The sequence below is a fragment of the Variovorax sp. AC194 genome, from assembly GCF_979257995.1.
The window spans coordinates 1226354-1248935 of sequence record NZ_OZ409823.1; the positions used below are offsets into that span (position 1 = coordinate 1226354).

Genomic DNA, 22582 nt, shown 5'->3' on the forward strand with positions numbered 1-22582 from the left:
CTCGGCGTCATCCTCGAGGCCGTCGGCGTCGACCGAGTGCATTTCGGCGGTGCCTGCCGTTCGATGGCGCTAATCGAAGGGGTACTGCTGGCAGGATCAAACCTCCGCGCATATACGCTCACACGCTCTTTGCCGTCCCTTGGTCATTCCCGATCTGAAAAGCGCGGCTGAAGTCGCAGCATTCCTGCGCGAGCATGATGACTGACGCGATCAGGCTGCTGCGTTGTTCGGTCTTGTACATCGCGACGTAAGTGACCTCAGGAAGGGCCGGACTCACCTTGACGATCTGCAGCAGCCCGGCATCCACGAGCGGCATCATGCACTCTCTTGGGAGATGACTGAGCCCGATGCCGGAGATGGTCATCCCGATGATGGCAATCAGGTTATTGCTTGCAAGGGTGTTTGTTGGAGTCAGTCCAAACGAGCGGAACCAGCGGTCGTACGCCAAACCCGTTGCGGATCGATCTCCCTGCGACAGCAGGCGTTGGGAGGCAACCTCATGGATTCGAAACGTCTTGTCCTTTGGAAGTGCGCCGGGCTTGCACATCCAGGCATTGCGAATCGTGCCAAGCGCTTTCTGCGACAGTCGACCGTCTTCCGTCATCTCTGGAACGATGGCGACGTCGAGTTCGTCGGCCAGAATCTTTTCTCTCAGGTCGACACTTGCGTCCACTTCCGGCTCTATCACGACCCTTGGGTAGTACGCCTGCACCAGGCTGACCAGCCGAGGGAACCACGTCATCGCCGTGAGCTCTGTCAGCCCGATTCGTAGCCGTCTCTCCACTACCTCTGGTCGCGCGAACTGCTCCATGGCCTCATCTCTTTGAGCAAGCAGGCGTTGGGCGACGGAGAACATCTCATCGCCTTTCTCTGTAAGCCTGGCCGTGCGAAGCGTGCGGTCGAACAACTGCGTATCGACAACGCTTTCGAGTTCTTGAACCCGCCTGGATACCGCCGATTGCGTTGTGTGGAGGTGCTCGGCCGCTTGCGAAAAGCCGCCCAGCTTCGCGACCCAGTACACGGCCTCAAGCTGCTTGAAAGTGACCATCTGACCTCCTCGTGAGCAGCGCGTCGCTGAGCACAACCAAGGTGCATATCGCGACGAACCGCCGGGTTTGCCCTTAGTCTATGCATAAAAAGCATTCAAATCTATCGAAAAAAAGCGCTTTTTTTAATATGTCACGGTCTCCAGAATTCATGCCATCGACAACAAACCGCCGCGGAAGCGGCATCGGAGACCCTCATGAACCGATTCACTTTCGCTCGCATGTTGCCCTTGGCTCTCTGCCTGATCGCAACGATGGCACACGCCAACCGCCTCGATGAAATCAAAGCCCGCGGCAAGCTCGTCTGCGCCACGCTTTCGGGCTCCGAGCCGTTGGCCTATCAAGACCCGGCCTCGCGGCAGTACATCGGCTTCGATGTGGATACGTGCAGCGCGCTCGCAAAGCGGCTCGGCGTCCAGCTGGAGCATCGCCCCATCTCCGTCGAAGCGCGCATTCCCGAACTGTCCCTGGGCCGTGTGGATGTCGTTGCCGCAGCGATGGGATACACGAAGGAGCGCGCGGAGCAGATTGCCTTCTCGGACATTCATTACCAGATCCCGCTGAAGGTCATGGTCTCCAGCAAGTCCGGCATCAAGAACTTCGCCGAGCTTTCCGGCAAGAAGGTCAGTGCGAACAAGGGATCCACCCCGGAGCTCTACACGCGCAGCAAGATCCCGGCAGCGGAGGTCGTGACCTACCAGGACAGCCCGACGGCATTTCTGGCACTTCAACAAGGCAAGGTCCAGGGCTTCGCCGTCGCTCAGGCAGCCGGCGCGCGCTTCGTGGAAGGCAGCGACGGCAAGTTCGTGTTCCTCGATGAGTCACTGGCCTACGAGCCGACTGGCCTCGGCGTGAAAAAGGGCGAGCCTGAACTTCTTGCGGCGGTCAACAACGCCCTGAAGGATATGGAGTCCTCTGGCGAGCTCGAGGCGATGTGGAACAAGTGGTTCGGTCCCTCGACGAAGTTCAAGATCGTCCGGGAGAAGAAGCTGACGCCGCTCAGTGCGTTCTGATCCAGGCTCTGTTCAGCCACTCCATACCTGAGCGTCGGCCATGCCTGACTTCAACTTTGGTGCCGTGCTGCAGGGCCGCTATCTGGACTGGCTGATTGCCGGCGCCTGCAAAACCCTGCTGCTCTTTTTCGCAGCCTGGATCTCCGGCTTCCTGATCGGACTTCTCGTGGTTTCCCTCAGGGAGTCTCGCGCCCGGCCGCTCGAGCTTCTCGCCAAGGCCTTTGTGGGCTACCACCGCAATGTGCCAGGCCTCGTGCAAGTCTTCATCTGGTATTTCGGCGTCCCCCAGATCCTTCCGGAAGCGTGGCAGGCCTGGATCAACGACCACGGCAGCGAGTTCTTCCTCGTCTGGATAGCGCTGTCGCTGAACGCCGGCGCCTACATGTCCGAGGACCTGCGCAGCGGCGTCCGTTCGTTGCCTCCCACGCAACTGGAGGCAGCCAGAGCGCTCGGCATGACGTTCGTGCAAGCCATGCGAGTGGTCATTCTTCCCCAGGCCCTGCGGGTTGCGTTGCCGCCGCTGACAAACCAATCCTTGAGCTTGTTCAAGTCGACGAGCCTGGCGATGGCCATCGGATTCGCCGAGATGACTTATGCGGCGCATCAAGTGGAGAACGAAAGCTTCCGAACGTTTGAAACCTTCGCGATTGCATCCGTCTTCTACTGGGCAGGCTCCTTCCTGCTGATGTGGCTCGGCCATGCGTGCAGCGTGAAACTGAAAGTCGGGAGGGCGGCGCGATGATCGAAATCCTTCGCGACTATGGCGTCTTGCTCCTGGTCGGACAGTTTCCGAACGGTCCGCTGGGAGGCCTTGCCCTGACCCTTTGCCTGGCAATCACCGGCCTCATCGCCTCCTTTCCGCTTGCAGTGCTGATGGGCATCGCGCGGACCTCGCCGATCACGGCGATCCGTGCACCCGCAACGGCCATCGTGTATGTCGTGCGCGGCCTGCCGGTGCTGATGCTGATCTTCTGGGCCTACTTCATCGTGCCCATCCTGGTCGGCCACAGCGTATCCGGTACTACCACGCTCATCTGCGCCCTGGTCATCTACGAACTCGCGTTCATGGGCGAGGTCGTACGCGCAGGCATCGAGGCCATACCGGCTGGCCAGGTCGAGGCCGCGAGGTCGCTTGGACTGACCTACGGACAAGCGATGCGCAAGGTCGTTCTGCCGCAGGCACTCGTTCACATGACGCCGAGCATCCTGAGCCAGCTCATCAATCTCATCAAGAACACCTCGCTGGGCTACATCATCAGCGTCAATGAATTGACGTATGCGGCCTACCAGGTCAACGCGCAGTTGCTGACCAAGCCGTTCGAGGTCTATCTGATCCTCGCCGTCACCTACTTCGTCATTTGCTGGCTGCTCAGTCTCTGTGTGAACCGGCTCGAGAAGAAGCTCAATCGCAGCTCCACCCGTACCCCCACCAAAGAGGCCACCGCATGATTTCTTTTGAAGGCGTGGACAAGTTCTACGGCGAATACCAAGCGTTGAACAACATCGACGAGACGGTCGCGAAGGGAGAGGTCGTGGTGGTCTGTGGCCCGTCCGGGTCCGGAAAATCCACACTCATCCGGACCATCAATCGGCTCGAGCCCATCTCCAAGGGCAAGATCATCGTCAATGGGCAAGATGTCCACGGGGCCAACGTCGACGTGAACAAGTTGCGCAGCAATATAGGCTTCGTCTTCCAGAGCTTCAATCTCTTTCCGCATCTGAGCGTGCTGCGGAACGTGATCCTTGCCCCGATGATGGTGCTGGGCCTGGCCGAGCGCGATGCGAAAGAGCGCGCGATGAAACTGCTCGCCAAGGTAGGCATGCAGCACAAGGCAGACGCTTATCCATCCCAGCTGTCCGGCGGCCAGCAACAACGCATAGCCATCGCTCGAGCCCTGGCGATGGAGCCGCCGGTCATGCTGTTCGATGAACCCACGAGCGCGCTGGACCCCGAGATGGTCGGTGAGGTTCTGAACGTGATGAAGCAACTCGCGGCCGAAGGCATGACCATGGTCTGCGTCACGCACGAGATGGGTTTTGCGCGCGAGGTGGCAAACCGCATCGTCTTCATGGATGCCGGAACCATTCTCGAACGAGCGACCCCCCAGCAGTTCTTCACCAGCCCGCAGCACCCTCGCGCTCAAAAGTTCATCTCGGACATCCGCCACACCTGAACACTGCCGGCGCTTGTACGGCGCTGGCGCTGCATACCAACGAGACCGCATATGACATTCCTTGCCGATTCCATTTCACGTATCAAGCCGTCCAGCACCATCGCGGCAAGCCAGCGAGCGCGCGACCTCGCCGCTCAAGGGCGCGATGTCATCGCCCTGAGCACCGGCGAGCCGGACTTCGACACCCCCGAGAACATCCAGCTTGCCGCCATCCGGGCGTTGACAACGGGCAAGACCCGCTACACACCGACCAACGGCATTCCCGAACTTCGGGAGGCGATCGTCCAAAAGTTTCGGCGTGAAAACTCGCTGGAGTTCACGCCGCAGCAGGTCATCGTCAGCAATGGCGGCAAGCACGTCATCGCCAATGCATTTCTTGCGACCCTGAACCCCGGGGACGAAGTGCTCATTCCGGCGCCGTACTGGGTCTCCTATCCCGAACTGGTGGCTCTGTGCGGTGCGACGCCCATCGTCATCGAGACGTCTGCGAAGCACGGGCTGAAGCTCACGCCCGAGGCGCTCGAGCGCCACATCACTGCCCGAACGAAATGGGTTGTCCTGAATTCACCGTCGAATCCATCGGGGGCCGCCTACACCCATGGAGAACTCAGCGCCCTGGCTGAAGTGCTCGTCAAGCACGAGCACGTCTGGATTCTCACGGACGACATCTATGAGCATCTCGTGTACGACGACTTCGTCTTCGCGACCATCGGTCAGGTCGAGCCGCGATTGCTCCCAAGAACACTCACCATGAACGGCGTCTCGAAGGCATACGCCATGACCGGATGGCGTGTGGGCTACGGCGCCGGGCCGACGCAGTTGGTCAAGGCGATGGACGTTATCCAGGGCCAGGTGACCTCCGGCATCAACTCGGTGGCGCAATGGGCCGCGGTTGAAGCCTTGACGGGGCCGCAAGACTTTCTGGTCACCCGCCGACAGGCGTTCCAGGAGCGCAGGGATGCCGTTGTTGGGCTGCTCAATTCGTGCGAGGGAATCCGGTGTGCGACGCCGGAGGGCGCCTTCTACGTTTTTCCTTCTTGCGAAGGTACGTATGGGAAGGTCAGCAGAAGCGGCAAGCGCATCGAGGATGACGAGTCCTTCGCACTCGAACTGCTGTCGGAGGAGGGTGTGGCGGTTGTTCATGGCAGCGCGTTCGGCACACCGGGGCACTTTCGAATCTCCTACGCCGCCAGCATGACGAGCCTCGTGGGCGCATGCGAGCGAATCCGCAGGTTCTGCGCGAACCTGGAGAAGGGAAACGCGAAATGACCGATGCTCGATGGAAGGTCGCGCCCCCGGGAAGCAACTGGGGCGAGTTCGGGCCCGACGACCAGCTTGGCCGCATGAACCTGGTGGATCGCGGCAAGCTGCTGCAAGGCATCGCCGAGGTCAAGGAAGGGTTGAATTTTTGCCTGTCATTGCCGCTCGACTATCCAGGCGGGCAGGCACTCAATCCGAGGCGCCTCGCGCCCCAGCGCTTTGCGACCTTGCGCGATGGCAAGAGCGCCGGCGTGCAGGGATTCTGCTGGTCGTACGAGACCGAGGAATCGAATCTCACCGACGTCGTGTGCGATGACGTGCTGCTGATGAACACGCAGTATTCGACGCAGTGGGACAGCCTGGCGCACATGGGCAGCCGGTTCGATGCCGACGACGACGGGCAGGCCGAGGCTGTTTTCTACAACGGCTTTCGCGCAGGCCGCGACATCAAGGGCGCCGTCGAAGACCCCGATGCAGTGGCGCCATGGGCACGCTTTCCGGGGCCCAACGCAGAACGACTCGGCATCGAACATCTGGCGGAACATGGCGCCCAAGGCCGGGGCGTCATGGTCGACCTCGAGCACCATATCGGCCGAAAGAAAATCGCGGTCGGCTACGACCAACTCATGCGTATCCTCGAAGCGGACGGTGTCACCATCGAAGCGGGGGACATGGTGTGCATCCACACCGGGTTCGCCGACACGCTGATGGCGATGAACCGCAACCCGGATGTGAAGCACTTGCACGAAACAGGCAGCGGTCTGGACGGACGCGATGCGAAGCTTCTGAACTGGATTGTCGACGTGAAGCTGGCCTGCCTCATCGCGGACAACCCGGCGGTCGAACTGATTTCGCCGACGCTGGCTGCATCAAATCCGATTCGAGGTCCGAAGCTGCCTCTGCATGCGCATTGCCTCTTCAAGAACGGCATCCATCTCGGTGAACTCTGGTTGTTGACGCCGCTTGCGCGATGGCTCAGAGAGCAAGGCCGCCACCGATTCCTGCTCACAGCGCCGCCTCTTCGCCTGCCCGGCGCAGTCGGCTCGCCTGCAACCCCTATCGCCACGGTTTAGACGTGCAGGGAAGCCAACGCCTCCAACCCGATTCACTCTCTCTCGAGAATTGACCATGAACCAAGACGTCGTTCGCGATTTTCCTCGTACCCCTGCAGAAATAGTCCGGCAGGCCGCCGAGATTCAACCTGCCATCTTCGCTGACGTTGCCGGTCGCAGGGGCGCACTTCACGGCCGTATCCAGGCACTGCGGCCAACGATGAAGTTCGCAGGCCCTGCCTTCACGGTCGAGGTTCGCCCTGGCGACAACCTCATGATTCACGTCGCGCTCATGCTCGCCAAGCCCGGCGACGTCATCGTGGTCGATGGAAAGGGCGATCTGTCTGCGGCGTTGATGGGGGCCATCATGATCAACGTCTGTCGCGAAAGGGGTTTCGCGGGCGTTGTTCTGGATGGCGCAGCCCGCGACACGCTCGAAATTGCGGAAATGGAGTTTCCGGTTTTTGCCGCAGGCTCCAATCCCAATGGTCCGACGAAGAACGTTCCTGGCCGCGTTGGGCATCCGGTTTCGGTTGGAGGTGTGACGGTGCGTCCGGGCGACTTCATTTGCGGTGACGCTGACGGGGTTGTCGCAATTGCGCGAGAGGAGATGGAGACGCTCCTGCCCGCAGCGCGCAAGAAGGAGACGGACGAGGCCGCGCGAATCGCCGCCATCCGAAACGGCGACACCACTGCGAAGTGGCTGGACCGTGCGTTGAGGACCGCAGGCATCCTGGCTGAGGGGGAGATGCTCTAGGTTAGGCCGAGTTGCCCAATTCCGAACCGGAAGGTCGGAGTCGGATGATTGCTACCAATGGGTGGCTTTGTCCGGAGATACAAATCGAATTGTGAGTACTGTTTGCCGAGAGCAATTCCGGGCTTTGAGACCGTTGAAAAAGCGCACGGAAGTGCCCGGTCAGTTGGCCAACTGTGTCCGTGCCGAAGCAGAGCTGAGCCACCGCGCCGCTTGAATCGCGCGCCAGCGGTGGAGCCGACGCAGCAATGGTCGACTGTGCCTTGCCTTGTTCTGTGACCCCCTTTCGCTTTGGCGGCGATTCTCATGATGCACGGGCCTCCAGGCGGCGGGCCAGACGCGGGTAGACGCGCAGTGCGTTGTCGCCCAGCACCTTGGCACGGTGCTCCGGCGTGAGCCAGTCGACGGCGTCGATGTAGCGCTTGGTGTCGTCGTAGTGGTGTCCGGTCTGCGGATCGATGCCCTTCACCGCGCCAACGATCTCGGAGGCGAACAGCACGTTGTCCGGCGGCACGACCTCCAGCAGCAACTCGATGCCGGGGCGGTGATAGACGCAGGTGTCGAAGAACACGTTGCGCATCATCTCCTCCAGCGGTGGCCGCTTCAGTTGCTGCGCCAGACCGCGGTAGCGGCCCCAGTGGTAGGGCACGGCGCCACCGCCGTGCGGAATCACGAAGCGCAGCGTCGGAAAGTCCCGGAAGATGTCCGACAGCAGAAACTGCATGAACGCCGTGGTATCGCCATTCAGGTAGTGGGCGCCGGTATGGTGGAAGTTGGGGTTGCACGAACAGCTCACGTGCACCATGGCCGGCACGTCGAGCTCGACCATTTTCTCGAACAGCGGATACCAGTGGCGCTGCGTCATGGGCGGGTCGGTCCAGAAGCCGTCGGTGGGGTCGGGGTTCACGTTGCAGCCGACGAAGCCCAGCTCCTCGACGCAGCGCGTGAGTTCCTCGACACAGTTGGCAGGGCTCACGCCCGGAGACTGAGGCAGTTGGCAGACACCGACGAGTTCGTCGGGAAACATCTCGACGGCGCGGTGCACGAGGTCATTGCAGGCCCGTGTCCAGTCGCGGCTGGTGACGGCATCGCCCACGTGATGCGCCATGGCGCCGGCGATGGGCGAGAACAGCGTGAGGTCCACGCCGCGTTCGCGCTGGATGCGCAGCTGGTTCTGTTCGAGCGACTCGCGGATTTCTTCGTCGGAGATGGTGAAATCGGGCGCGAGCGCACGACCGGCTTCGAACGCGGTTGTCTGTCGCGCGCGGTAGTCCTTCAGCGCAGCGGGCGCGGTGGTGTAGTGGCCGTGGCAGTCGATGATCATTGTTGGTGCCTTGTGTCGTTCATTCTTCGAAGTAGCAGCCGAGCTGGGTGAGCCGTGCGCGATAGCCCGCTGCGTCGTTGTCCCTTCGGCCGATGGCTGCAAAGGTCTCGCTCTCGTGTCTGAACCTCGCGGCGGCCTTGTCGTAGATGGCCTGCACATCGCCTTGCGGCACGCACACGATGAGCCGCGACATCGAGTCGCTGATGTTGGCTGCGGGAAGGGCGGCGAACTTGCCGACCCACGATCTGTCGACCGCACTGCGGCGCTTGAGAACCTGAAAGCCTGCTTGCATGAAAATTCCTCGCTGGGGGTGAAGGCTCACTCGGTGCTCAGGTTGAACTGGCGCGCGACGTCGGCGTAGCTCTTGAGTTCATCGGTGAAAAAGGGTTGGAACTGCGCGGCCGGCATGGGGGCGGATTCGATGCCCATGCGGTCGAGCGCGGCAACGACGTCCGGCTGCTTCATGACGGCCTGGATCTCGTCGGACAGCCGAGCCACGACGCTGGCCGGTGTGCGCGCCGGCAAGAACAGCCCCCACCAACCGGTGCCCTCGAGGTCGGAGACCCCGGCCTCTTTCATGGTGGGGACGTCGGGCAGGTGTTTGAAGCGCGTCGTGCCCGTCACGGCCAGTGCGCGCAGCTTGCCGCTCGCGATATGCGGCAGCACTTCGCTCGTGGTCTGGATCATGTAGGTCAGGCGTCCGGCGATCAGGTCGGGCATGGCCGCGGCGCCGCCTTTGTAGAGGATCTGCACGGGGCTCGTGCCGGTGTTCTTCGGAAAGATCAGGTTGGTCGGCGAGCCCGCACCGACAGCGCCGTAGGAGGCCTTGTCCGGGTGGGCCTTCATGGAGGCGACGAGTTCCGCCACGCTCTTCAGCGGCGACGTCGCCGGCACCACCAGCACGAACGGCGCCTTGCCTGTGCGTGCGACGGGAATCAGATCCTTGGCCGCGTCGTACGGAATCTGTTTCATCGTCGCGCGGTTGAACGACAGGAACGTTGCACCCATCAGCAGCGTGTAGCCGTCGGGCTGCGCCTTGGCCACCGCATCGGCTCCGATGTTGGCGTTGGCGCCGGGCCGGTTGTCGATGATCACGGGCTGCTTGAGCCGCGCGCCGAGCGCGGTCGCCACCACGCGTGAGATGTTGTCGACGCCGCCACCTGCAGCGAACGGAACGATCATGCGCACGGGCTTGTCAGGATAGTCCGCGGCACCTGCCTGTACGCAAGCCAGGCTCAGCGCGGCGAGAGTCAATGTCGCGAGGCGACGGTTCATGGTGTGTCTCCTTGTCGTTGTCTGTCGATCGGGATTGATCGGGGGAACAGGGTGATAGCTCACGACGACGCCTTGATACGCGTGGCGCTCGGCATCGGCCATGTCGATGGGCAGCGCAGTGCCGCACGCTTTTGCGGTTCGAACGCCATCAGCGCGTTCATGTCCTCGGTGTCGTGGGTTTCGTTCAGTTCAGTGGTCATGGCGTGCCTGTTGGTTGTCGGCGATTCGCTATTGGCTGTCGTCGGGGAGCGCGCGGTGCAGCACGACGCCTGGGGCGTCAAGGGCGTGCATCAGGACGCTCCCATGTGTGGAATCGGTGACGAACAGCGTTGACCGGTTCGGCCCGCCGAAGGCGATGTTCGTGGTCGAGGCACCGGCGGGGCCGCGCAGCACCATGACAGGCTCCGCGCGGGTGTTGAGCACCCAGACGTAGCCCAGGCCCGGATTGGCCACCAGCAGCCGCCCCTGCGTGTCGACAGCCAGCCCGTCGGGGCCGCTGGGTCCGTAGGACGTGAAGAACTGGCTCACCTTCGCGACGCTCCCGTCGGCCAAGAGCGGCACGCGCCACACGCAGTTGCCCCGCGTCACCGCCAGGTACAGGACCTTGCCGTCGGGCGACAGGGCCACGCCGTTCGGGCTGGGCACGTTCGACAGCAGCAGGTCGAGCTGGCCGCCCGGGCGCAGGCGATAAAGGCGCCCCGATGGGTCGTGAAGCCCGCTCTGCCCCTGGTCCGTGAAGTAGATGTTGCCTTGCGCGTCGAGCACGAGGTCGTTCATGCCCTTGAAGCTCTCGGTATTGCGCCGTTGCAGGTGCGGCGTGACCTGCCCGGTCTGCACGTCCACCCGCATCAGGCCGTTCTTGTAGTCGGCGACGAGCAGGGTGCGAGCGTCGAGGAACTTCATGCCGTTGGGTTCGCCGTCGTACTCGGCCACCTGCGTCCATGCGCCTGCCGGATCGATTCGGAAGATGCGGCCGAAGGGAATGTCGCAGACGTAGAGATTGCCCGCGTCATCGAACACAGGCCCTTCCAGGAACGAGTCGGTCGGCGCGCTCCCGCGGTTGGCATCGGCCCAGACGCTGCGCTGCGGTCGCCGGAAGGCCGCGGGCATGGTCGTGAAGGTCTGCAGTTCGAGCACCTGAGGCGTTTGCAGAAGGTACATGTCGATCTCCTTGAAGGATGGTGCTGCGCCTCAGCCGGCCGCGAACCCGTAGAGCTTCGCCGGGTTGTCCACCAGGATGCGGTCGCGCACCGCGGTGCTGTCGCACCAGGCCGCGAGAACGTCGGCCAGGTCGGCATCGTTGACGGTGTCCGGCGCCTCGGTGGTGTGGGGCCAGTCGCTGCCCCACACCAGGCGCTCCGGCGCGGCGGCGACCAGTGCGCGGCCGAGGCCGGAGGCATCGGCGTAGGCAGGCGCTCCGTCGCGCGATCGCATGTACACGCCCGACAGCTTCATCCATGTGTTGCCGCCGTCCAGCAAGCGACGCGCGACCGCGTAGGCTTCGCCCTTGATGCCTTCGGCCGGATCGATGCGGGCCATGTGGTCGATGACCAGCGGCACCGGGAGCCTGGCGAGCACGGGTGCAAGCGCCACCAGCTGCTCCGGCTGCACGAAGACCTGGATGTGCCAGCCCAGGCGGGCCACCTTGTGCGCCAGCATGGTCAGCATCTCCGGCGTGGTGACGCCCCAGGACTGCGGCGTGACGAAGTTCACGCGCAGACCGCACACGCGCTGCGCCGCGAGCGCGTCGAGCTCGGTGTCGGCCACCTGATGGCCGACGACGGCCACGCCTCGCGCCTGCTCGCCCAGCTGCGCGAGTGCATCAAGCGTGCAGGCGTTGTCCGTGCCGTAGGTCGAGGGATTGACCACGACCGTGCGCGAGGTGCCCAGCCGCTGCTGCAACCGGCGATAGGCCGTCACATCGGCGTGCGGCGGCTGGCGCTTCCAGTGCGGCGACGGCGCGAACCGCGAATCGAAGATGTGCATGTGGCTGTCGCAGGCATCCTGGGGAAGTGCATGCGCGGGCCGGTTGACGCCGACGGAATGGGGAACCGGTCGAGAGTCCGGCATGTCGTTCATGGCGCTCTTCAATCGAGCTTGATGTTGCCTTTGCGGATCACGTCCGCCCACTTCGCGTCTTCCTTCTTCAGGAAGTCGGCGAACTCGGCCGGCGTCGAGCCCACCGGCTGCACACCGACATCCACGAAGCGGCGCTTCACTTCGTCTTCCTTCAGCACATCGATGACCGCCTTGTGGAGCTTGTCGGCAATGGGTGCGGGCGTGCCGGCGGGTATCAGCAGGCCGTTCCATTCGTAGGCCTCGTAGCCGGGGGCCACCGTCTCGCCCAGGGTCGGCACCTCCGGCAGTCGCGCCGAGCGCTGCGGCGACGACACCGCCAGCGCACGCAGCTTGCCGGACGACACCAGCGGATACGAGCCGGCGATCGTGCTGAACATGAAGTCGACCTGGCCGCCCATGACATCGACGATGGCGGGGCCGCCGCTTTTGTAGCCGACGTGGACCATGTCCAGGCCGAGCCGCTGGCGCAGGAGCTCCGCTGCAAGCCGTTGCACGGTGCCGCTGCCACCGGAGGCGTAGTTCATCTTGCCCGGCTCGGCCTTGGCCTTGTCCACCAGATCCTTGATGGTCTTGAGCGGCGAGTCCGCGCGCACGATCACGATGTTCGGCGCCAGTGAGACGAGCGCCAGGGGCTGCAGCGCATTGCTGGCGTACGGCATGCGAGGGAACAGGTGCGGGTTGATCGAGTACGGCGTGGCGTCGTACAGCACCGTGTAGCCGTCGGGCGCGGCCTTGGCGGCAAAGGCCGCGCCGATGGTGCCGCTGGCGCCGGGCCGGTTGTCGACGATCACGCTGGTGCCCAGCTTCTGGCCGACACGAACCGCGAGCACGCGGGCCAGGGCATCGGCCGAACCACCCGGCGCGTAAGGCACGACGAGGGTGATGGGGCGCTCGGGATAGGCGGCGTGGGCGAGCGCGGCGGCGCACAGGCACACGGCGAGAAGGCCGCGGAAGAAAATTTTCATGATGTCTCCAATGTGTTGTGATGGCTGCGGGCAAGGCGCAGCGCGTTCATTCGGTCTTGAGGTCGAGCGAGCGGGCCAGCTCGCCGTACAGCTTGACCTCGCGCGTCAATTGCGCGCCGAAGGCATCGCCGCAAGTGTTCTGCGCCTCCATGCCGAGCGAGCGCAATTTCTCCCGTGTGGCAGGTGACTGTGCGAACTCGGTGGCGACACGGCGCAAGACGGCCACCACTTCCGGCGGCGTCTTCGCGGGCGCCAGCAGGCCGTACCACGCGTCGGCCGTATAGCCCTTGACGCCCACTTCCTCGAAGGTCGGCACGTTCGGCAGCAGAGCGGAGCGCTTGGGCGATGCCACCGCCAGGGCCGTCAGCTTGCCGGACTGCACCTGCGTGAGCACCGAGCCCAGGGTGGCGAAGGAACTGTCGACCTGGCCGCCCATGAGATCGGTCGTCGCCTGCGCCGCACCCTTGTACGGGATGTGGTTCATCGACGTGCCCGTCAGTTGCGTGAAGTGCGCGCTCGCGAAATGCCCGGAGCTGCCGGAGCCCGGCGTCGCATAGTTGCGTTTGCCGGGCTCGGCCTTCACCGCCTGCAGGAACGCCCCGAAGGAGGTGACCGGCATCGCGGGGCCGACCACCAGCACCGTGGGACTCACGGCAAGCGAACACACCGGCGCGAACGAGCGCACGGCATCGAACTTGACCCGCTGGCTGTAGAGCGCGGGAATCATGGCGTGGTTGGTCGCGCCCAGCAGCAGCGTGTAGCCGTCCGCCGGTGCTGCCGCGACGGCCTCGGCCGCCAGGATCGTGTTCGCGCCGGGCTTGTTGTCCACGATGAACGGCTGGCCCAGCGCGCGCGATGCGTGGTCGGCGAAGGCGCGTGCCACCACGTCGGTGGGGCCGCCCGCGGAAAAGCCCACGAGCACGCGCACCGGCTTGGCGGGCCATGCCTGTGCGTGTCCCTGTGCAACGAGGACCGTCATGAGTCCGAATGCGGCCGCCACGCCGCGGATGCTTTCACTTCTCTTCATTTCTGTCTCCTTTTATCGAGCGCCGGTTGCATGCCTCAGGTGGTCGCCGCCTGGCGCGAAAGCACCTCCAGAAGATTCCTCGCCGCACTGACGCCCATGTTCTCGTAGGCATCGCTGGTCACGCCGCCGATGTGAGGGCTGAGCACGATGTTCTTTTCGCCCTGGAACGGATGGCCGGGCGTCATCGGCTCGACAGCGAAGCTGTCGAGTCCGGCCATGGCGACCTGGCCCGAATGCACGGCTGCCAGCAGCGCCTCTTCATCGATCAGGCCGCCGCGGGCCGTGTTGACGACGATCACGCCGCGCTTGCATTGCGCCAGGGTGCGGGCGTTGAGCAGCCCGCGGTTGTCGTCGGTCAGCGGGCAGTGCAGCGATACGGCATCGGACTCGGCCCAGAGGGTCGCAAGGTCGGCGGGTTGCACACAGGCCGGCAGGTTCTTCGCGAAAGGATCGTGGCCAAGCACCCGCATGCCCAGCGCGTCGGCCATGCGCGCGAAGCGAAGGCCGATGGCGCCCAGGCCGACAACGCCGATGGTGCGCCCGCCGAGCTCCAGGCTCTTGTGCGTCGCCTTGTCCCAGTGGCCGGCATGCATGCGCGCGTCGAGCGCCACCACCGATTTGGCGCAGGCCAGCAGCAGGGCCAGCGCCTGCTCGGCCACCGCTGCCGCATTGGCGCCCGCGGCCGCCACCACCTCGATGCCGCGCGCCTGCGCGGCGGTCTTGTCGATCGTGTCGGTTCCGCTGCCGTGCTTGGAGATCACCTTCAGCGAAGGTGCCGCGTCCATCACGGCGGCGCCCACCTTGCCGTAGCGCACGATGATGGCCACGGGGTCGTGCGCGCGGCAAAGGGCGACCAGGTCGTCCTCGGTCGGCGTCTTGCCGGCATAGACGATGTCATGGCCTTCGAGCAGGGCGAGTGCCTGTGGCGCGAGGTCGGCGCCGGTCACGAGGATGGAGTTCCGGAGCGTCGCGGTCACAACGTCTCGCCTTCCTTCAGCACCCCGGCCGCGCGCAGCGCCGAGTCCAGCCACTTGGCCGCGGTGTCGCCCTCCTTGATGGCAGCGATGCGCGCGGCCTCATCGCGGACCTTCTTGGCGGCCAGCGGCAGCAGCGATTCGATCTTCTCGCGCTCGACCACGACCACGCCGTCGCCGTCGCCGATCACGAAGTCGCCGGGGTGCACCGTCACGCCGCCGATGGACACGGGGTGTCCGATGCGCCCGCCGATGTTCTTCGTCGGACCGTTCGGATTGGTGCCCACGCTGAAGACGGGGAAGTCCATCTCGTCGATCTCCAGGCTGTCGCGGCAGGCTCCATCCATCACCACGCCGGCGATGCCGAGCTTCTTGCAGGCCGTCATCATGATCGTGCCCATCAGGGCCGAGGTCTGGTCGCCCTTGCCGTCGATCACGAGTACGTCGCCGGGCTTTGCCATGGCGATGGCCGCATGGATCATGAGGTTGTCGCCGGGGCGCACTTCCACCGTGATGGCGGTGCCGGCCAGCTTCATGCGCGGGCGCAGGGCCTTGATGCGCCCGTCCAGCGCGCCGCGGCGGCCCGCCACGTCGGCGAGGATGGCCGGCTGGAACTCGGCGGCCTGCGCCACGATGTTCGCGGGCACGCGCTCGAAGTTGCGAATGATGTCGGGAAGGGTGGAGGACATGGAAGTACTTTCAGGAAAGGAAAGGGAATGGAATGAAGTTCAATCGGGCTTGACTCCGACGTCCTTGATGTCCTTGGCCCACTCGGACAGGTCGGCTTTCTGGGTGGCGGCCATCGCGACGACCTCGGGTTCTTCAGCGGGCGCACGATGTCGTCGTGCAGGCGCTGGATCACCGGCGCAGGCGTGCGAGGCGTGGTCATGCGAGGTCAGTCCATCTTGGCGCCGGACGACTTCACGATCGCGCTCCAGCGCACGCCGTCGGTACGGATCAGCGATGCGAACTTCTCGGGCGTGCCGGTCATCACTTCCGCGCCTTGCGCGGCCAGCTTCTTCTTCACCTCGGCCGTTGCGAGGGCCTTGTTGAAGGCTGCGTTCAGTTTGGCGATGGCGTCCTTCGGCAGGGCGGCGGGACCGGCGATGCCGAACCACGTCACGGCCTCGAAGTCCTTGTAGCCCGACTCGGCCACGGTGGGCACGTCGGGCAGGTCGCTGTTGCGTTGCAGCGAGGTCACCGCCAGCGCGCGCAGCTGGCCGCTCTTGACCTGGGCGATCAGCGTCGGCACCGACGAGATGTACATCTGGATCTGCCCGCCGACGAGGTCCGTGAGGCCCTGCGAGGCGCCCTTGTAAGGAACGTGCGTGAACTGCACGCCGGCGGCCTTCTGGAACTGCTCGGCGGCCAGGTGGGCCACGGTGCCGTTGCCCGAGCTCGCATAGTTGAGCGAAGTCGGCTTGGCCTTGGCGGCGGCGACCACGTCCGAGAGCTTCTTGTAGGGCGATGCGGCGGACACCACCACGACCAGCGGCGCCGACGCGACAAGACCGACCGCCGCCAGGTCCTTCACCGGGTCGTACGGCAGCTTCGCGTACAGCGACGGGTTGATCGCGAGGTTGCTGGTCTGGCCCAGCACCAGCGTGTAGCCGTCGGGGTTGGCCTTGGCGGCGGCATCGACGCCGATGTTGCCGCCGGAGCCCGGCTTGTTGTCGATGACGATGGTCCAGCCTTCCGAGGTCGCCACCTTGTTCGCCACTTCGCGGGCAATGATGTCCGTGCCGCCGCCCGGCGGGAAGGGCACCACGAGGCGGATCGGGCGCGAGGGATAGGCCTGCGCCAGTGCCACGCCGCAAGTGAGCATGAGGACGGCACCGAGGGCTGCACGGCGAGAAATGGAGCTGTTGCTCGAGGTACGCATTGGTTTGTCTCCGACTCGTTCGATGAGTGCCTGGCAGCGGTGCTCCAGGGCATGCGGCGACTTTAGATTTGCGTTCCGCTCCATACAATGGTGGTCCATTGGACGGAACATGGACCACTCAGTGAAACAAAATGCCCACACCAAAAAGCACCAAGACAGTGAAACCAAAGCGGTCGCCTGAAGTCATCGAGGCACCGCGCGAAGCCGACCTCGAGGCGACAGGCGGCGTGACCGCGGTGACCCGCGCCCTGCAGTTGCTCGACACGTTCGGGATGCAGGACGAGCGGCTCTCGCTGGCCGAGCTGACACGGCGCACCGGCATGCACAAGACCACCATCCTCCGGCTGCTTCGCACGCTGGCGCTGGCCGGCTATGTGGTTCAGCGCGACGATGGCGAATGGCGGCTCGGGCCTGCCGCAGGCTGGCTCGGTGCGCGCTACCAGGCCAGCTTCGACGCCAACAACGTGGTGGAGCCGATGCTGCTCGCGCTGTCGCAGGCCACGGGCGAGAGCGCGGCCTTCTATGTGCGCGAAGGCAATTCGCGCACCTGTCTTGCGCGCGTGGAAGGGCCGCAGCCGATTCGCCATCACGCGCGCATGGGCGCGATGCTTCCCTTGGAGCAGGGGTCGCCCGGGCGGGTAATCCTTGCGTTTTCCGGAGAGCCCGGAAAGCTCTATGAAGACATCCGCAAGAAGGGCTATCACTTCTCCATCGGCGAGCGCGAGAAAAACGTGGCGACGGTGTCGGCGCCGGTCTTCGGCTTGCGCTGGGCTTTGCTCGGGTCGGTGTGCATTTCCGGGCCGGCGGATCGCTTGCCCAAAGCCAAGCTCATCGGCCATGCGAAGACGATCATGAAAGCCGCGAATGAGCTTTCTTACGCACTTGCCGGTCGTCCTACGGCGCAGACGCCAGCAGTGGTCTCCACGTGGCATCCGTAGCGGCATCGAATCGGAATATTTGATGCATCGAAAAGCGATGAAAGGGTCGCGGTGCGCGGCCCCGCTAGGCAAGAGCGGTAGAGCTCAATTGTGTTGGCGCCGATGCAATCTTGACCCGCTGGCCACGATTGCACTGGCGCTAACACGCCCAAATGTCCGGCTGCGATGACCGCGCCAGCCGCCGAGCTTGAGATTTCCAGCAGCTTGAGGTCCAGGAAAACAAATCGAGATCGAGCACGAGGATACTTTCTGCTCAATTGCCATGGCAGGAGCCGAGCTTCGAGAGTGACAGGCGATCAGGTCAGCGCCCGGCCGGGATGCTTATACCTGCCGTCCACAAACACCCACTGCCCGGTGGCGTGCGAGGCACGCTTGAAGAGCAGGGACACACGGTGTTGGCAATTTTCTTCGGCGTCGTCGTGCGCAGTCCCAATGGAATCTTGTCGGCGTTGGTTGCCATCAACGTTCTCATTCGCCTATTTAAGCGAGTACGCCTGACCAGCCATCGAGCGATCCCCCTTCGGCTCGATTTGCTAGGTGAACGTCCGCCCATATCGACTGATGAAGGGCTGCTTTTCAACGAAAACGGAAGTCGGCAAAGGGCTCAGTACTGAATTTCGAAGAGAGTCGACTTCAGCCGCTTGCCCGCAGCGAACATCAACGGGCGGACGGAGCCGTCGGAGTCAGTGCATCTCTGCCAGTGCCTCCTTGACGCCTTGTTCCTGCAGCGGCGTGTCCCCACCCTCCAAATGCAGCGCGGCATGCGACGGCACAGGTGTCGCGCAGTCCTTGTGGATCACGCCGTCCTTCATGACCAATTGCACCTTGGCAGGGTCCGTCAGCAGCGACAGGTCCTGCAGCGGGTCGCCATCGACCAGGACGATGTCGGCAAGAAAGCCTGCCTTCAACTGCCCCAGTTCATCGGGCCGCAACATGATCTGTCCGCCCAGGCGTGTCGCCGCCATCAGCGCTTCCTTCGGCGTCATGCCGATGTAGTCGACGAAGTACTGAAGGTCGTTGGCATTGGTGCCGTGCGGCATCCACGCAAAGCCGTAGTCGCCGCCCGGCAGGATGCGGATGCCGCGCTTGTGCATCTCGCGCAGCGAGGCCGACGCGATCTCCAGCTCGCGCTTGTAGCCCATCTGCGTGGCCACGGCCTCCGTGATGCCGTACTCGGCCGCGTTGTAGGTCGTGCGAATCAGCCAGCCGATGCCGGGCGCGACGAAGTGCTTGTCTTTCGCAGCCTCCAGCATGTCGAGTGCCTCGGCATCCGCGAAGCTCGCGTGGTAGACCATCTCGATGCCGTGGCGCACGCACTGCTTGACTGATTCGCTCGAGCGCGCGTGTGCAGCCATGCGCTTGCCGTAGCGCTTGGCCTCCTGGGCGAGCATGGCGACTTCGTCTTCGGCAAAAGGCGACATCTCGGCCGGCAAGCCGGCGATGTACTCGCCCGACAGGTTGATCTTCAGGTGGTCCACCCCGTACTTGATGAAGGTGCGCGCAGACCTGCGGATTTCTTCGGGCCCGCTGCACACGCTGCCGAAGCTCAGCTCCTCGAACTTCATGTGCGGCAGCGTGTTGTCACCCAGGGCGCCGATGGTCGTGATCTCCTGGCTGCCCGCAAGGTAGCGCGGGCCGGGGAACTCGCCCGCATCGATGGCATTGCGCAGCACCACGTCCAGCCGCGGCTTGGCCGCCGCCGCGCCGATGGCGGATGTCCACCCCATGTCGAGGTAGCGCTTGGCCACGCGCACGCACCAGAGCATGTGTTCCTCGGGCGGCATGAACTGGATGGCCGCGAGTGAGGGCTGGTCGTTCCACGAGAAATGCGTGTGGGCCTCGGTCATGCCGGGCATGAGAAAGCGGCCCTTGCCATCGATCACGCGCGCGTCGTCGGTGCTCACGCGCTGGGGAAAGCGCGCCACCTCGACGATGCGTTTTCCCTCGACCAGAAGGTCACCGGCGTAGGGCTCCTCGCCCGAGCCGTCAAAGATGCGGACATTGGTGAATGCAATACGGGTCATCGTTGTCTCCTCCGGCTTGCGGTGCCGGCAATGGGTTATCGAAATCGAATCGGCTGATGTCTCAACGAAGCACCGCGTAGAAGGCTTCGAGCGCCTCCATGCAGCGTTGCGGTTGCTCGAAGGTGGTCCAGTGGCCGCATCCCTCGAGCACGACGAGGCGGCTGCCGGCAATGCGTGCCTGCATCGTCTGGACGTTGGCCACCGGGGCCACGCCGTCCTGGTCGCCGGTGACCAGAAGCGTCGGCACATCGAGGCGTTCGAGCGCGGCCGATTGCGCATCGGCGAGCGCCGCGCAACTTTGCGCATAGCCTTCGGGCGGCTGACGCATCACGCTCTCGCGCACCAGGGCGAGCACCGCCGGCTGCTGTTCCTTCGTCTGCGTGCTCGTCGCGCCCTTCACGATCGCATCGGCGATTTCCTGCATGGCAGCCGCGCCGCCGCGCGCTGCATTTGCACGCGCCGCGATGTTGGGGCGCGCCGCATCCGGTGGCGCCGCCAGCGGGCCGAACAGCGCCAGCGATTTCACGGAGCCGGGGCTCCGCACCGCCAGATGCTGCGCGACGATGGTTCCGAGCGAATGCGCCATCACATGCACCGATGCAATGTCGAGCGCCGAGAGCAGCCGCAGCATGGAATCCACATAGCCATCGATCGACAAGGCCGTGCCGTCCGCCGGCAGCGGTGACCGCGCGCTGCCCGGCAGGTCGGGCCTGATGCGCCGAAAACCGCCGAGCGCCGGCAACACGGGCGTCCAGTTGTTCGACGATCCGCCCAGCCCGTGGATGCACAGCAGCGCTTCGCCCTCGCCATCGACCTCGACAGTCAGGCCGTTCAAAACTTGAGTCGTCATGTGCGACCCCTCAGACGAACTTGTTCTCGATGGCGCCGAGCCGGTCGATCTCGACGCGCACCACATCGCCGGCACGCAGATAGCGCGGCGGGTTCATGCCCATGCCCACGCCGGCCGGCGTGCCGGTGGCGATGACATCGCCGGGGTAGAGCGTTATGCCGCGCGAGATCGTCTCGATGAGCGTGGGAATGTCGAAGATCATGTTCTCGGTCGGCCCGTCCTGGCGCAACTCGCCGTTGACCCAGCAACGCACGCGCGTCCTGGTGCCGTCGAACTCGTCGGCCGTCACGATCCACGGGCCCATCGGGCAGAAGGTGTCGAACGACTTGCCCATGTCCCACTGCCCATGGCGCATCTGCACGTCGCGCGCCGTCACGTCGTTGACGACCGTGTAGCCGAACACATGCGACATCGCCGCATCGCGCGCGATGTTCTTGCCGCCCTTGCCGATGACCACGGCCAGTTCGGCCTCGTAGTCGATCTGCGCCGACACTCCCGCGGGAATCAGCACTTCGTCGTGCGGGCCCACGACGCACTCGGGCACCTTGGTGAACACGATGGGCCATTCGTCGGTCCTGGCGGCGTTGTCCTTGAACACCGAGGCCGATAGCTCCTTGGCATGCGCGTGGTAGTTGCGGCCCACGCACCAGAGGTTGCGCCGCGGCTTGGGCAGCGGTGCATCGAGCACCACTTCGCGCAAGTCGACCGCGGGGCCCGATGCCTCGGGAAGCGATCCGCCCCTGGCGAGAATTTCGATCAGCGTCAGCACGCCGCTGTCTGCCTGCTCCGGCGTGAGCTGCAGGGGTGTGACGGTCTTGCCGTCGGCGGAAACGAGGCCCACCTTACGGTGGCCTTCGCTCGTGAAAGTGGCGATTCGCATGAAGGTTTGCTCCTGTGTTTTAGCGATGCGCCAACTTTAGAAATCGCGGGCCGGCGGCGCTTATCGGCCGATCCGGCGGCGTATCGAATCGTCTGGTGTGCTTCTAAGGACTTACCCGATGCGCTGCCCGAGCCGGCGCCGCGCGGGAGAACAATCGGCCGACCCGAAACCAACCCGATGAAGCGCGCACAGATGCAGGAAGCCTATGCACTCCACGAAGGCGCGTTCGGCACCGCGATCGTCCTGGAGGCGAGCGCCAACCTGGTGGCGCACGCGCACTCCGAAACACAGCTCGCCTTCTGGCTGGGCGGCGCGCGCGCCTGCGCGCACGTCGGCACCGAAGTCGTCGGCTACAGCGAAAGCGTGGCGCTCGGCGTGAACGCGTTCGAGGCGCACGACATGGTTCGCCTGGAAGACAACGGATCGAGCCTGTTCATCGTCTTCATGATCAAGAAGGACTGGCTCGACGAACTCGGTTTGGCAAAGGACCGGAGCTTTCGGTTTCCGTCACCGCGCGTGCCCATCGGCGATGCGCTGCGGCGTTCGTGCTGGCGGGTGCTGGATTTGATGATCTCCACCGGTGCGGCACGCGAGCACATCGACAAGGAAGTCGAGCGGCTGCTCGAAGCGGCCATTGCCGCTTCCGCCACGGGTGGCGACGCGGCGCCGATCGCTGGCGGCATCGGTGTGACGCTCGACCACCGGTTGCGCGCCGCCATCGCGCACATGCGGGCGCATGTTTCCGAAAAGACGACGATCGACGAAATCGCCGCCAAGGTCGGCCTGTCGCGCGCGCATTTCTTCGCGCTGTTCCGCGACCAGTTGCACACGACGCCGCAGGTGTTCTGGAGCGGCGTGAGGGTCGAGGAGGCGATGCGCAGGGTGAGCGATGGCGGCAGGCTGACCGACGTCGCGCTCGACCTCGGGTTCTCGGCCCCGGGGAATTTCTCGCGCTTTTTCAAGGAGCACACGGGGATTTCGCCGTCGATCTTCAAGCGCGCCACACGCGCGCCTTCGCCGGTCACTGTCACTGGAATACCGCGAGAAGGCCAGTCGTCTTAGACG

At 64.4% G+C, this 22582-nt stretch carries 24 protein-coding genes; 9 read left to right on the forward strand and 15 right to left on the reverse strand.

Going from position 1 to position 22582, the window contains the following annotated elements; all coding sequences use genetic code 11:
• Positions 1 to 118: 118 nt before the first annotated feature.
• Positions 119 to 1048 carry a LysR family transcriptional regulator gene (locus tag ACZYRS_RS05800; RefSeq protein WP_463418468.1) on the reverse strand — a complete coding sequence of 310 codons (930 nt, stop codon included), beginning with the start codon at positions 1046 to 1048 and terminating at the stop codon, positions 119 to 121.
• Between the two features lie 195 nt (positions 1049 to 1243).
• Here ACZYRS_RS05800 and ACZYRS_RS05805 point away from each other — a divergent pair, with 195 nt between their 5' ends.
• Genes ACZYRS_RS05805 through ACZYRS_RS05835 form a run of 7 tightly spaced genes read left to right on the forward strand, consistent with a single transcriptional unit; the run spans position 1244 to position 7302 of the window.
• Positions 1244 to 2059: an ABC transporter substrate-binding protein gene (locus tag ACZYRS_RS05805; protein WP_463418469.1), complete on the forward strand. Its 816-nt coding sequence runs from the start codon at positions 1244 to 1246 to the stop codon at positions 2057 to 2059.
• 40 nt (positions 2060 to 2099) lie between these two features.
• Complete coding sequence (locus tag ACZYRS_RS05810; protein WP_463418470.1) at positions 2100 to 2801, forward strand: amino acid ABC transporter permease; 702 nt, start codon at positions 2100 to 2102, stop codon at positions 2799 to 2801.
• A complete protein-coding gene (locus ACZYRS_RS05815; protein WP_463418471.1) occupies positions 2798 to 3508 on the forward strand; it encodes an amino acid ABC transporter permease in 711 nt (236 codons plus the stop codon). Before ACZYRS_RS05810 ends, ACZYRS_RS05815 begins: the two co-directional genes overlap by 4 nt.
• Complete coding sequence (locus ACZYRS_RS05820; RefSeq protein ID WP_463418472.1) at positions 3505 to 4233, forward strand: amino acid ABC transporter ATP-binding protein; 729 nt, start codon at positions 3505 to 3507, stop codon at positions 4231 to 4233. The genes ACZYRS_RS05815 and ACZYRS_RS05820 overlap by 4 nt, the downstream gene beginning before the upstream one ends.
• A gap of 51 nt (positions 4234 to 4284) precedes the next feature.
• Positions 4285 to 5502 (forward strand): pyridoxal phosphate-dependent aminotransferase, encoded by a 1218-nt coding sequence (locus ACZYRS_RS05825; RefSeq protein WP_463418473.1) that lies wholly within the window; start codon positions 4285 to 4287, stop codon positions 5500 to 5502.
• Positions 5499 to 6566 (forward strand): cyclase family protein, encoded by a 1068-nt coding sequence (locus ACZYRS_RS05830; RefSeq protein ID WP_463418474.1) that lies wholly within the window; start codon positions 5499 to 5501, stop codon positions 6564 to 6566. Before ACZYRS_RS05825 ends, ACZYRS_RS05830 begins: the two co-directional genes overlap by 4 nt.
• 55 nt (positions 6567 to 6621) lie before the next feature.
• On the forward strand, positions 6622 to 7302 hold the full coding sequence (locus ACZYRS_RS05835) for an RraA family protein (protein ID WP_463418475.1): 681 nt from the start codon (positions 6622 to 6624) through the stop codon (positions 7300 to 7302).
• Between the two features lie 301 nt (positions 7303 to 7603).
• Here ACZYRS_RS05835 and ACZYRS_RS05840 read toward each other — a convergent pair whose 3' ends face one another.
• From ACZYRS_RS05840 to ACZYRS_RS05890, 11 genes are all read right to left on the reverse strand, one after another.
• Positions 7604 to 8623: an amidohydrolase family protein gene (locus ACZYRS_RS05840; RefSeq protein ID WP_463418476.1), complete on the reverse strand. Its 1020-nt coding sequence runs from the start codon at positions 8621 to 8623 to the stop codon at positions 7604 to 7606.
• A 19-nt stretch (positions 8624 to 8642) separates the two neighbouring features.
• Positions 8643 to 8915 carry a hypothetical protein gene (locus tag ACZYRS_RS05845; protein WP_463418477.1) on the reverse strand — a complete coding sequence of 91 codons (273 nt, stop codon included), beginning with the start codon at positions 8913 to 8915 and terminating at the stop codon, positions 8643 to 8645.
• A 26-nt stretch (positions 8916 to 8941) separates the two neighbouring features.
• Positions 8942 to 9898 (reverse strand): Bug family tripartite tricarboxylate transporter substrate binding protein, encoded by a 957-nt coding sequence (locus ACZYRS_RS05850; RefSeq protein WP_463418478.1) that lies wholly within the window; start codon positions 9896 to 9898, stop codon positions 8942 to 8944.
• Between the two features lie 59 nt (positions 9899 to 9957).
• Positions 9958 to 10098, reverse strand: a complete 141-nt coding sequence (locus tag ACZYRS_RS05855; RefSeq protein ID WP_463418479.1) for a hypothetical protein — start codon at positions 10096 to 10098, stop codon at positions 9958 to 9960.
• A 28-nt stretch (positions 10099 to 10126) separates the two neighbouring features.
• A complete protein-coding gene (locus ACZYRS_RS05860) occupies positions 10127 to 11059 on the reverse strand; it encodes an SMP-30/gluconolactonase/LRE family protein (protein WP_463418480.1) in 933 nt (310 codons plus the stop codon).
• 30 nt (positions 11060 to 11089) lie between these two features.
• A complete protein-coding gene (locus tag ACZYRS_RS05865) occupies positions 11090 to 11977 on the reverse strand; it encodes an amidohydrolase family protein (protein WP_463418481.1) in 888 nt (295 codons plus the stop codon).
• An 8-nt stretch (positions 11978 to 11985) separates the two neighbouring features.
• Positions 11986 to 12942: a tripartite tricarboxylate transporter substrate binding protein gene (locus tag ACZYRS_RS05870; RefSeq protein WP_463418482.1), complete on the reverse strand. Its 957-nt coding sequence runs from the start codon at positions 12940 to 12942 to the stop codon at positions 11986 to 11988.
• Positions 12943 to 12988: 46 nt separating this feature from the next.
• Positions 12989 to 13969 carry a Bug family tripartite tricarboxylate transporter substrate binding protein gene (locus ACZYRS_RS05875; protein WP_463418483.1) on the reverse strand — a complete coding sequence of 327 codons (981 nt, stop codon included), beginning with the start codon at positions 13967 to 13969 and terminating at the stop codon, positions 12989 to 12991.
• 35 nt (positions 13970 to 14004) lie between these two features.
• Positions 14005 to 14946: an NAD(P)-dependent oxidoreductase gene (locus tag ACZYRS_RS05880; RefSeq protein ID WP_463418484.1), complete on the reverse strand. Its 942-nt coding sequence runs from the start codon at positions 14944 to 14946 to the stop codon at positions 14005 to 14007.
• Positions 14943 to 15632, reverse strand: coding sequence for an RraA family protein (locus ACZYRS_RS05885; protein WP_463418485.1), 690 nt, complete (start codon positions 15630 to 15632; stop codon positions 14943 to 14945). Before ACZYRS_RS05885 ends, ACZYRS_RS05880 begins: the two co-directional genes overlap by 4 nt.
• Positions 15633 to 15838: 206 nt before the next feature.
• Positions 15839 to 16825: a Bug family tripartite tricarboxylate transporter substrate binding protein gene (locus ACZYRS_RS05890; protein ID WP_463418486.1), complete on the reverse strand. Its 987-nt coding sequence runs from the start codon at positions 16823 to 16825 to the stop codon at positions 15839 to 15841.
• Between the two features lie 185 nt (positions 16826 to 17010).
• Here ACZYRS_RS05890 and ACZYRS_RS05895 point away from each other — a divergent pair, with 185 nt between their 5' ends.
• Complete coding sequence (locus tag ACZYRS_RS05895) at positions 17011 to 17763, forward strand: IclR family transcriptional regulator (protein WP_463422457.1); 753 nt, start codon at positions 17011 to 17013, stop codon at positions 17761 to 17763.
• A 683-nt stretch (positions 17764 to 18446) separates the two neighbouring features.
• On the opposite strand, the gene ACZYRS_RS05900 is transcribed toward ACZYRS_RS05895, so the two are convergent.
• From ACZYRS_RS05900 to ACZYRS_RS05910, 3 genes are all read right to left on the reverse strand, one after another.
• Positions 18447 to 19787 (reverse strand): metal-dependent hydrolase family protein, encoded by a 1341-nt coding sequence (locus ACZYRS_RS05900; protein ID WP_463418487.1) that lies wholly within the window; start codon positions 19785 to 19787, stop codon positions 18447 to 18449.
• A 61-nt stretch (positions 19788 to 19848) separates the two neighbouring features.
• Positions 19849 to 20637: an alpha/beta fold hydrolase gene (locus ACZYRS_RS05905; RefSeq protein ID WP_463418488.1), complete on the reverse strand. Its 789-nt coding sequence runs from the start codon at positions 20635 to 20637 to the stop codon at positions 19849 to 19851.
• 10 nt (positions 20638 to 20647) lie between these two features.
• Entirely contained in the window at positions 20648 to 21517 is an 870-nt protein-coding gene (locus ACZYRS_RS05910) for a fumarylacetoacetate hydrolase family protein (RefSeq protein WP_463418489.1), read from the reverse strand.
• Here ACZYRS_RS05910 and ACZYRS_RS05915 point away from each other — a divergent pair.
• A complete protein-coding gene (locus ACZYRS_RS05915; protein ID WP_463418490.1) occupies positions 21485 to 22579 on the forward strand; it encodes a helix-turn-helix domain-containing protein in 1095 nt (364 codons plus the stop codon). The genes ACZYRS_RS05910 and ACZYRS_RS05915 overlap by 33 nt on opposite strands.
• Positions 22580 to 22582 lie beyond the last annotated feature (3 nt).

What these genes read in the sequence shown, in the direction of transcription:
- ACZYRS_RS05800 (WP_463418468.1), bottom strand. Translation starts at nt 1,048, where the DNA reads ATGGTCACTTTCAAGCAGCTTGAGGCCGTGTACTGGGTCGCGAAGCTG.
- ACZYRS_RS05805 (WP_463418469.1), top strand. Translation starts at nt 1,244, where the DNA reads ATGAACCGATTCACTTTCGCTCGCATGTTGCCCTTGGCTCTCTGCCTG.
- ACZYRS_RS05810 (WP_463418470.1), top strand. Translation starts at nt 2,100, where the DNA reads ATGCCTGACTTCAACTTTGGTGCCGTGCTGCAGGGCCGCTATCTGGAC.
- ACZYRS_RS05815 (WP_463418471.1), top strand. Translation starts at nt 2,798, where the DNA reads ATGATCGAAATCCTTCGCGACTATGGCGTCTTGCTCCTGGTCGGACAG.
- ACZYRS_RS05820 (WP_463418472.1), top strand. Translation starts at nt 3,505, where the DNA reads ATGATTTCTTTTGAAGGCGTGGACAAGTTCTACGGCGAATACCAAGCG.
- ACZYRS_RS05825 (WP_463418473.1), top strand. Translation starts at nt 4,285, where the DNA reads ATGACATTCCTTGCCGATTCCATTTCACGTATCAAGCCGTCCAGCACC.
- ACZYRS_RS05830 (WP_463418474.1), top strand. Translation starts at nt 5,499, where the DNA reads ATGACCGATGCTCGATGGAAGGTCGCGCCCCCGGGAAGCAACTGGGGC.
- ACZYRS_RS05835 (WP_463418475.1), top strand. Translation starts at nt 6,622, where the DNA reads ATGAACCAAGACGTCGTTCGCGATTTTCCTCGTACCCCTGCAGAAATA.
- ACZYRS_RS05840 (WP_463418476.1), bottom strand. Translation starts at nt 8,623, where the DNA reads ATGATCATCGACTGCCACGGCCACTACACCACCGCGCCCGCTGCGCTG.
- ACZYRS_RS05845 (WP_463418477.1), bottom strand. Translation starts at nt 8,915, where the DNA reads ATGCAAGCAGGCTTTCAGGTTCTCAAGCGCCGCAGTGCGGTCGACAGA.
- ACZYRS_RS05850 (WP_463418478.1), bottom strand. Translation starts at nt 9,898, where the DNA reads ATGAACCGTCGCCTCGCGACATTGACTCTCGCCGCGCTGAGCCTGGCT.
- ACZYRS_RS05855 (WP_463418479.1), bottom strand. Translation starts at nt 10,098, where the DNA reads ATGACCACTGAACTGAACGAAACCCACGACACCGAGGACATGAACGCG.
- ACZYRS_RS05860 (WP_463418480.1), bottom strand. Translation starts at nt 11,059, where the DNA reads ATGTACCTTCTGCAAACGCCTCAGGTGCTCGAACTGCAGACCTTCACG.
- ACZYRS_RS05865 (WP_463418481.1), bottom strand. Translation starts at nt 11,977, where the DNA reads ATGAACGACATGCCGGACTCTCGACCGGTTCCCCATTCCGTCGGCGTC.
- ACZYRS_RS05870 (WP_463418482.1), bottom strand. Translation starts at nt 12,942, where the DNA reads ATGAAAATTTTCTTCCGCGGCCTTCTCGCCGTGTGCCTGTGCGCCGCC.
- ACZYRS_RS05875 (WP_463418483.1), bottom strand. Translation starts at nt 13,969, where the DNA reads ATGAAGAGAAGTGAAAGCATCCGCGGCGTGGCGGCCGCATTCGGACTC.
- ACZYRS_RS05885 (WP_463418485.1), bottom strand. Translation starts at nt 15,632, where the DNA reads ATGTCCTCCACCCTTCCCGACATCATTCGCAACTTCGAGCGCGTGCCC.
- ACZYRS_RS05890 (WP_463418486.1), bottom strand. Translation starts at nt 16,825, where the DNA reads ATGCGTACCTCGAGCAACAGCTCCATTTCTCGCCGTGCAGCCCTCGGT.
- ACZYRS_RS05900 (WP_463418487.1), bottom strand. Translation starts at nt 19,787, where the DNA reads ATGACCCGTATTGCATTCACCAATGTCCGCATCTTTGACGGCTCGGGC.
- ACZYRS_RS05905 (WP_463418488.1), bottom strand. Translation starts at nt 20,637, where the DNA reads ATGACGACTCAAGTTTTGAACGGCCTGACTGTCGAGGTCGATGGCGAG.
- ACZYRS_RS05910 (WP_463418489.1), bottom strand. Translation starts at nt 21,517, where the DNA reads ATGCGAATCGCCACTTTCACGAGCGAAGGCCACCGTAAGGTGGGCCTC.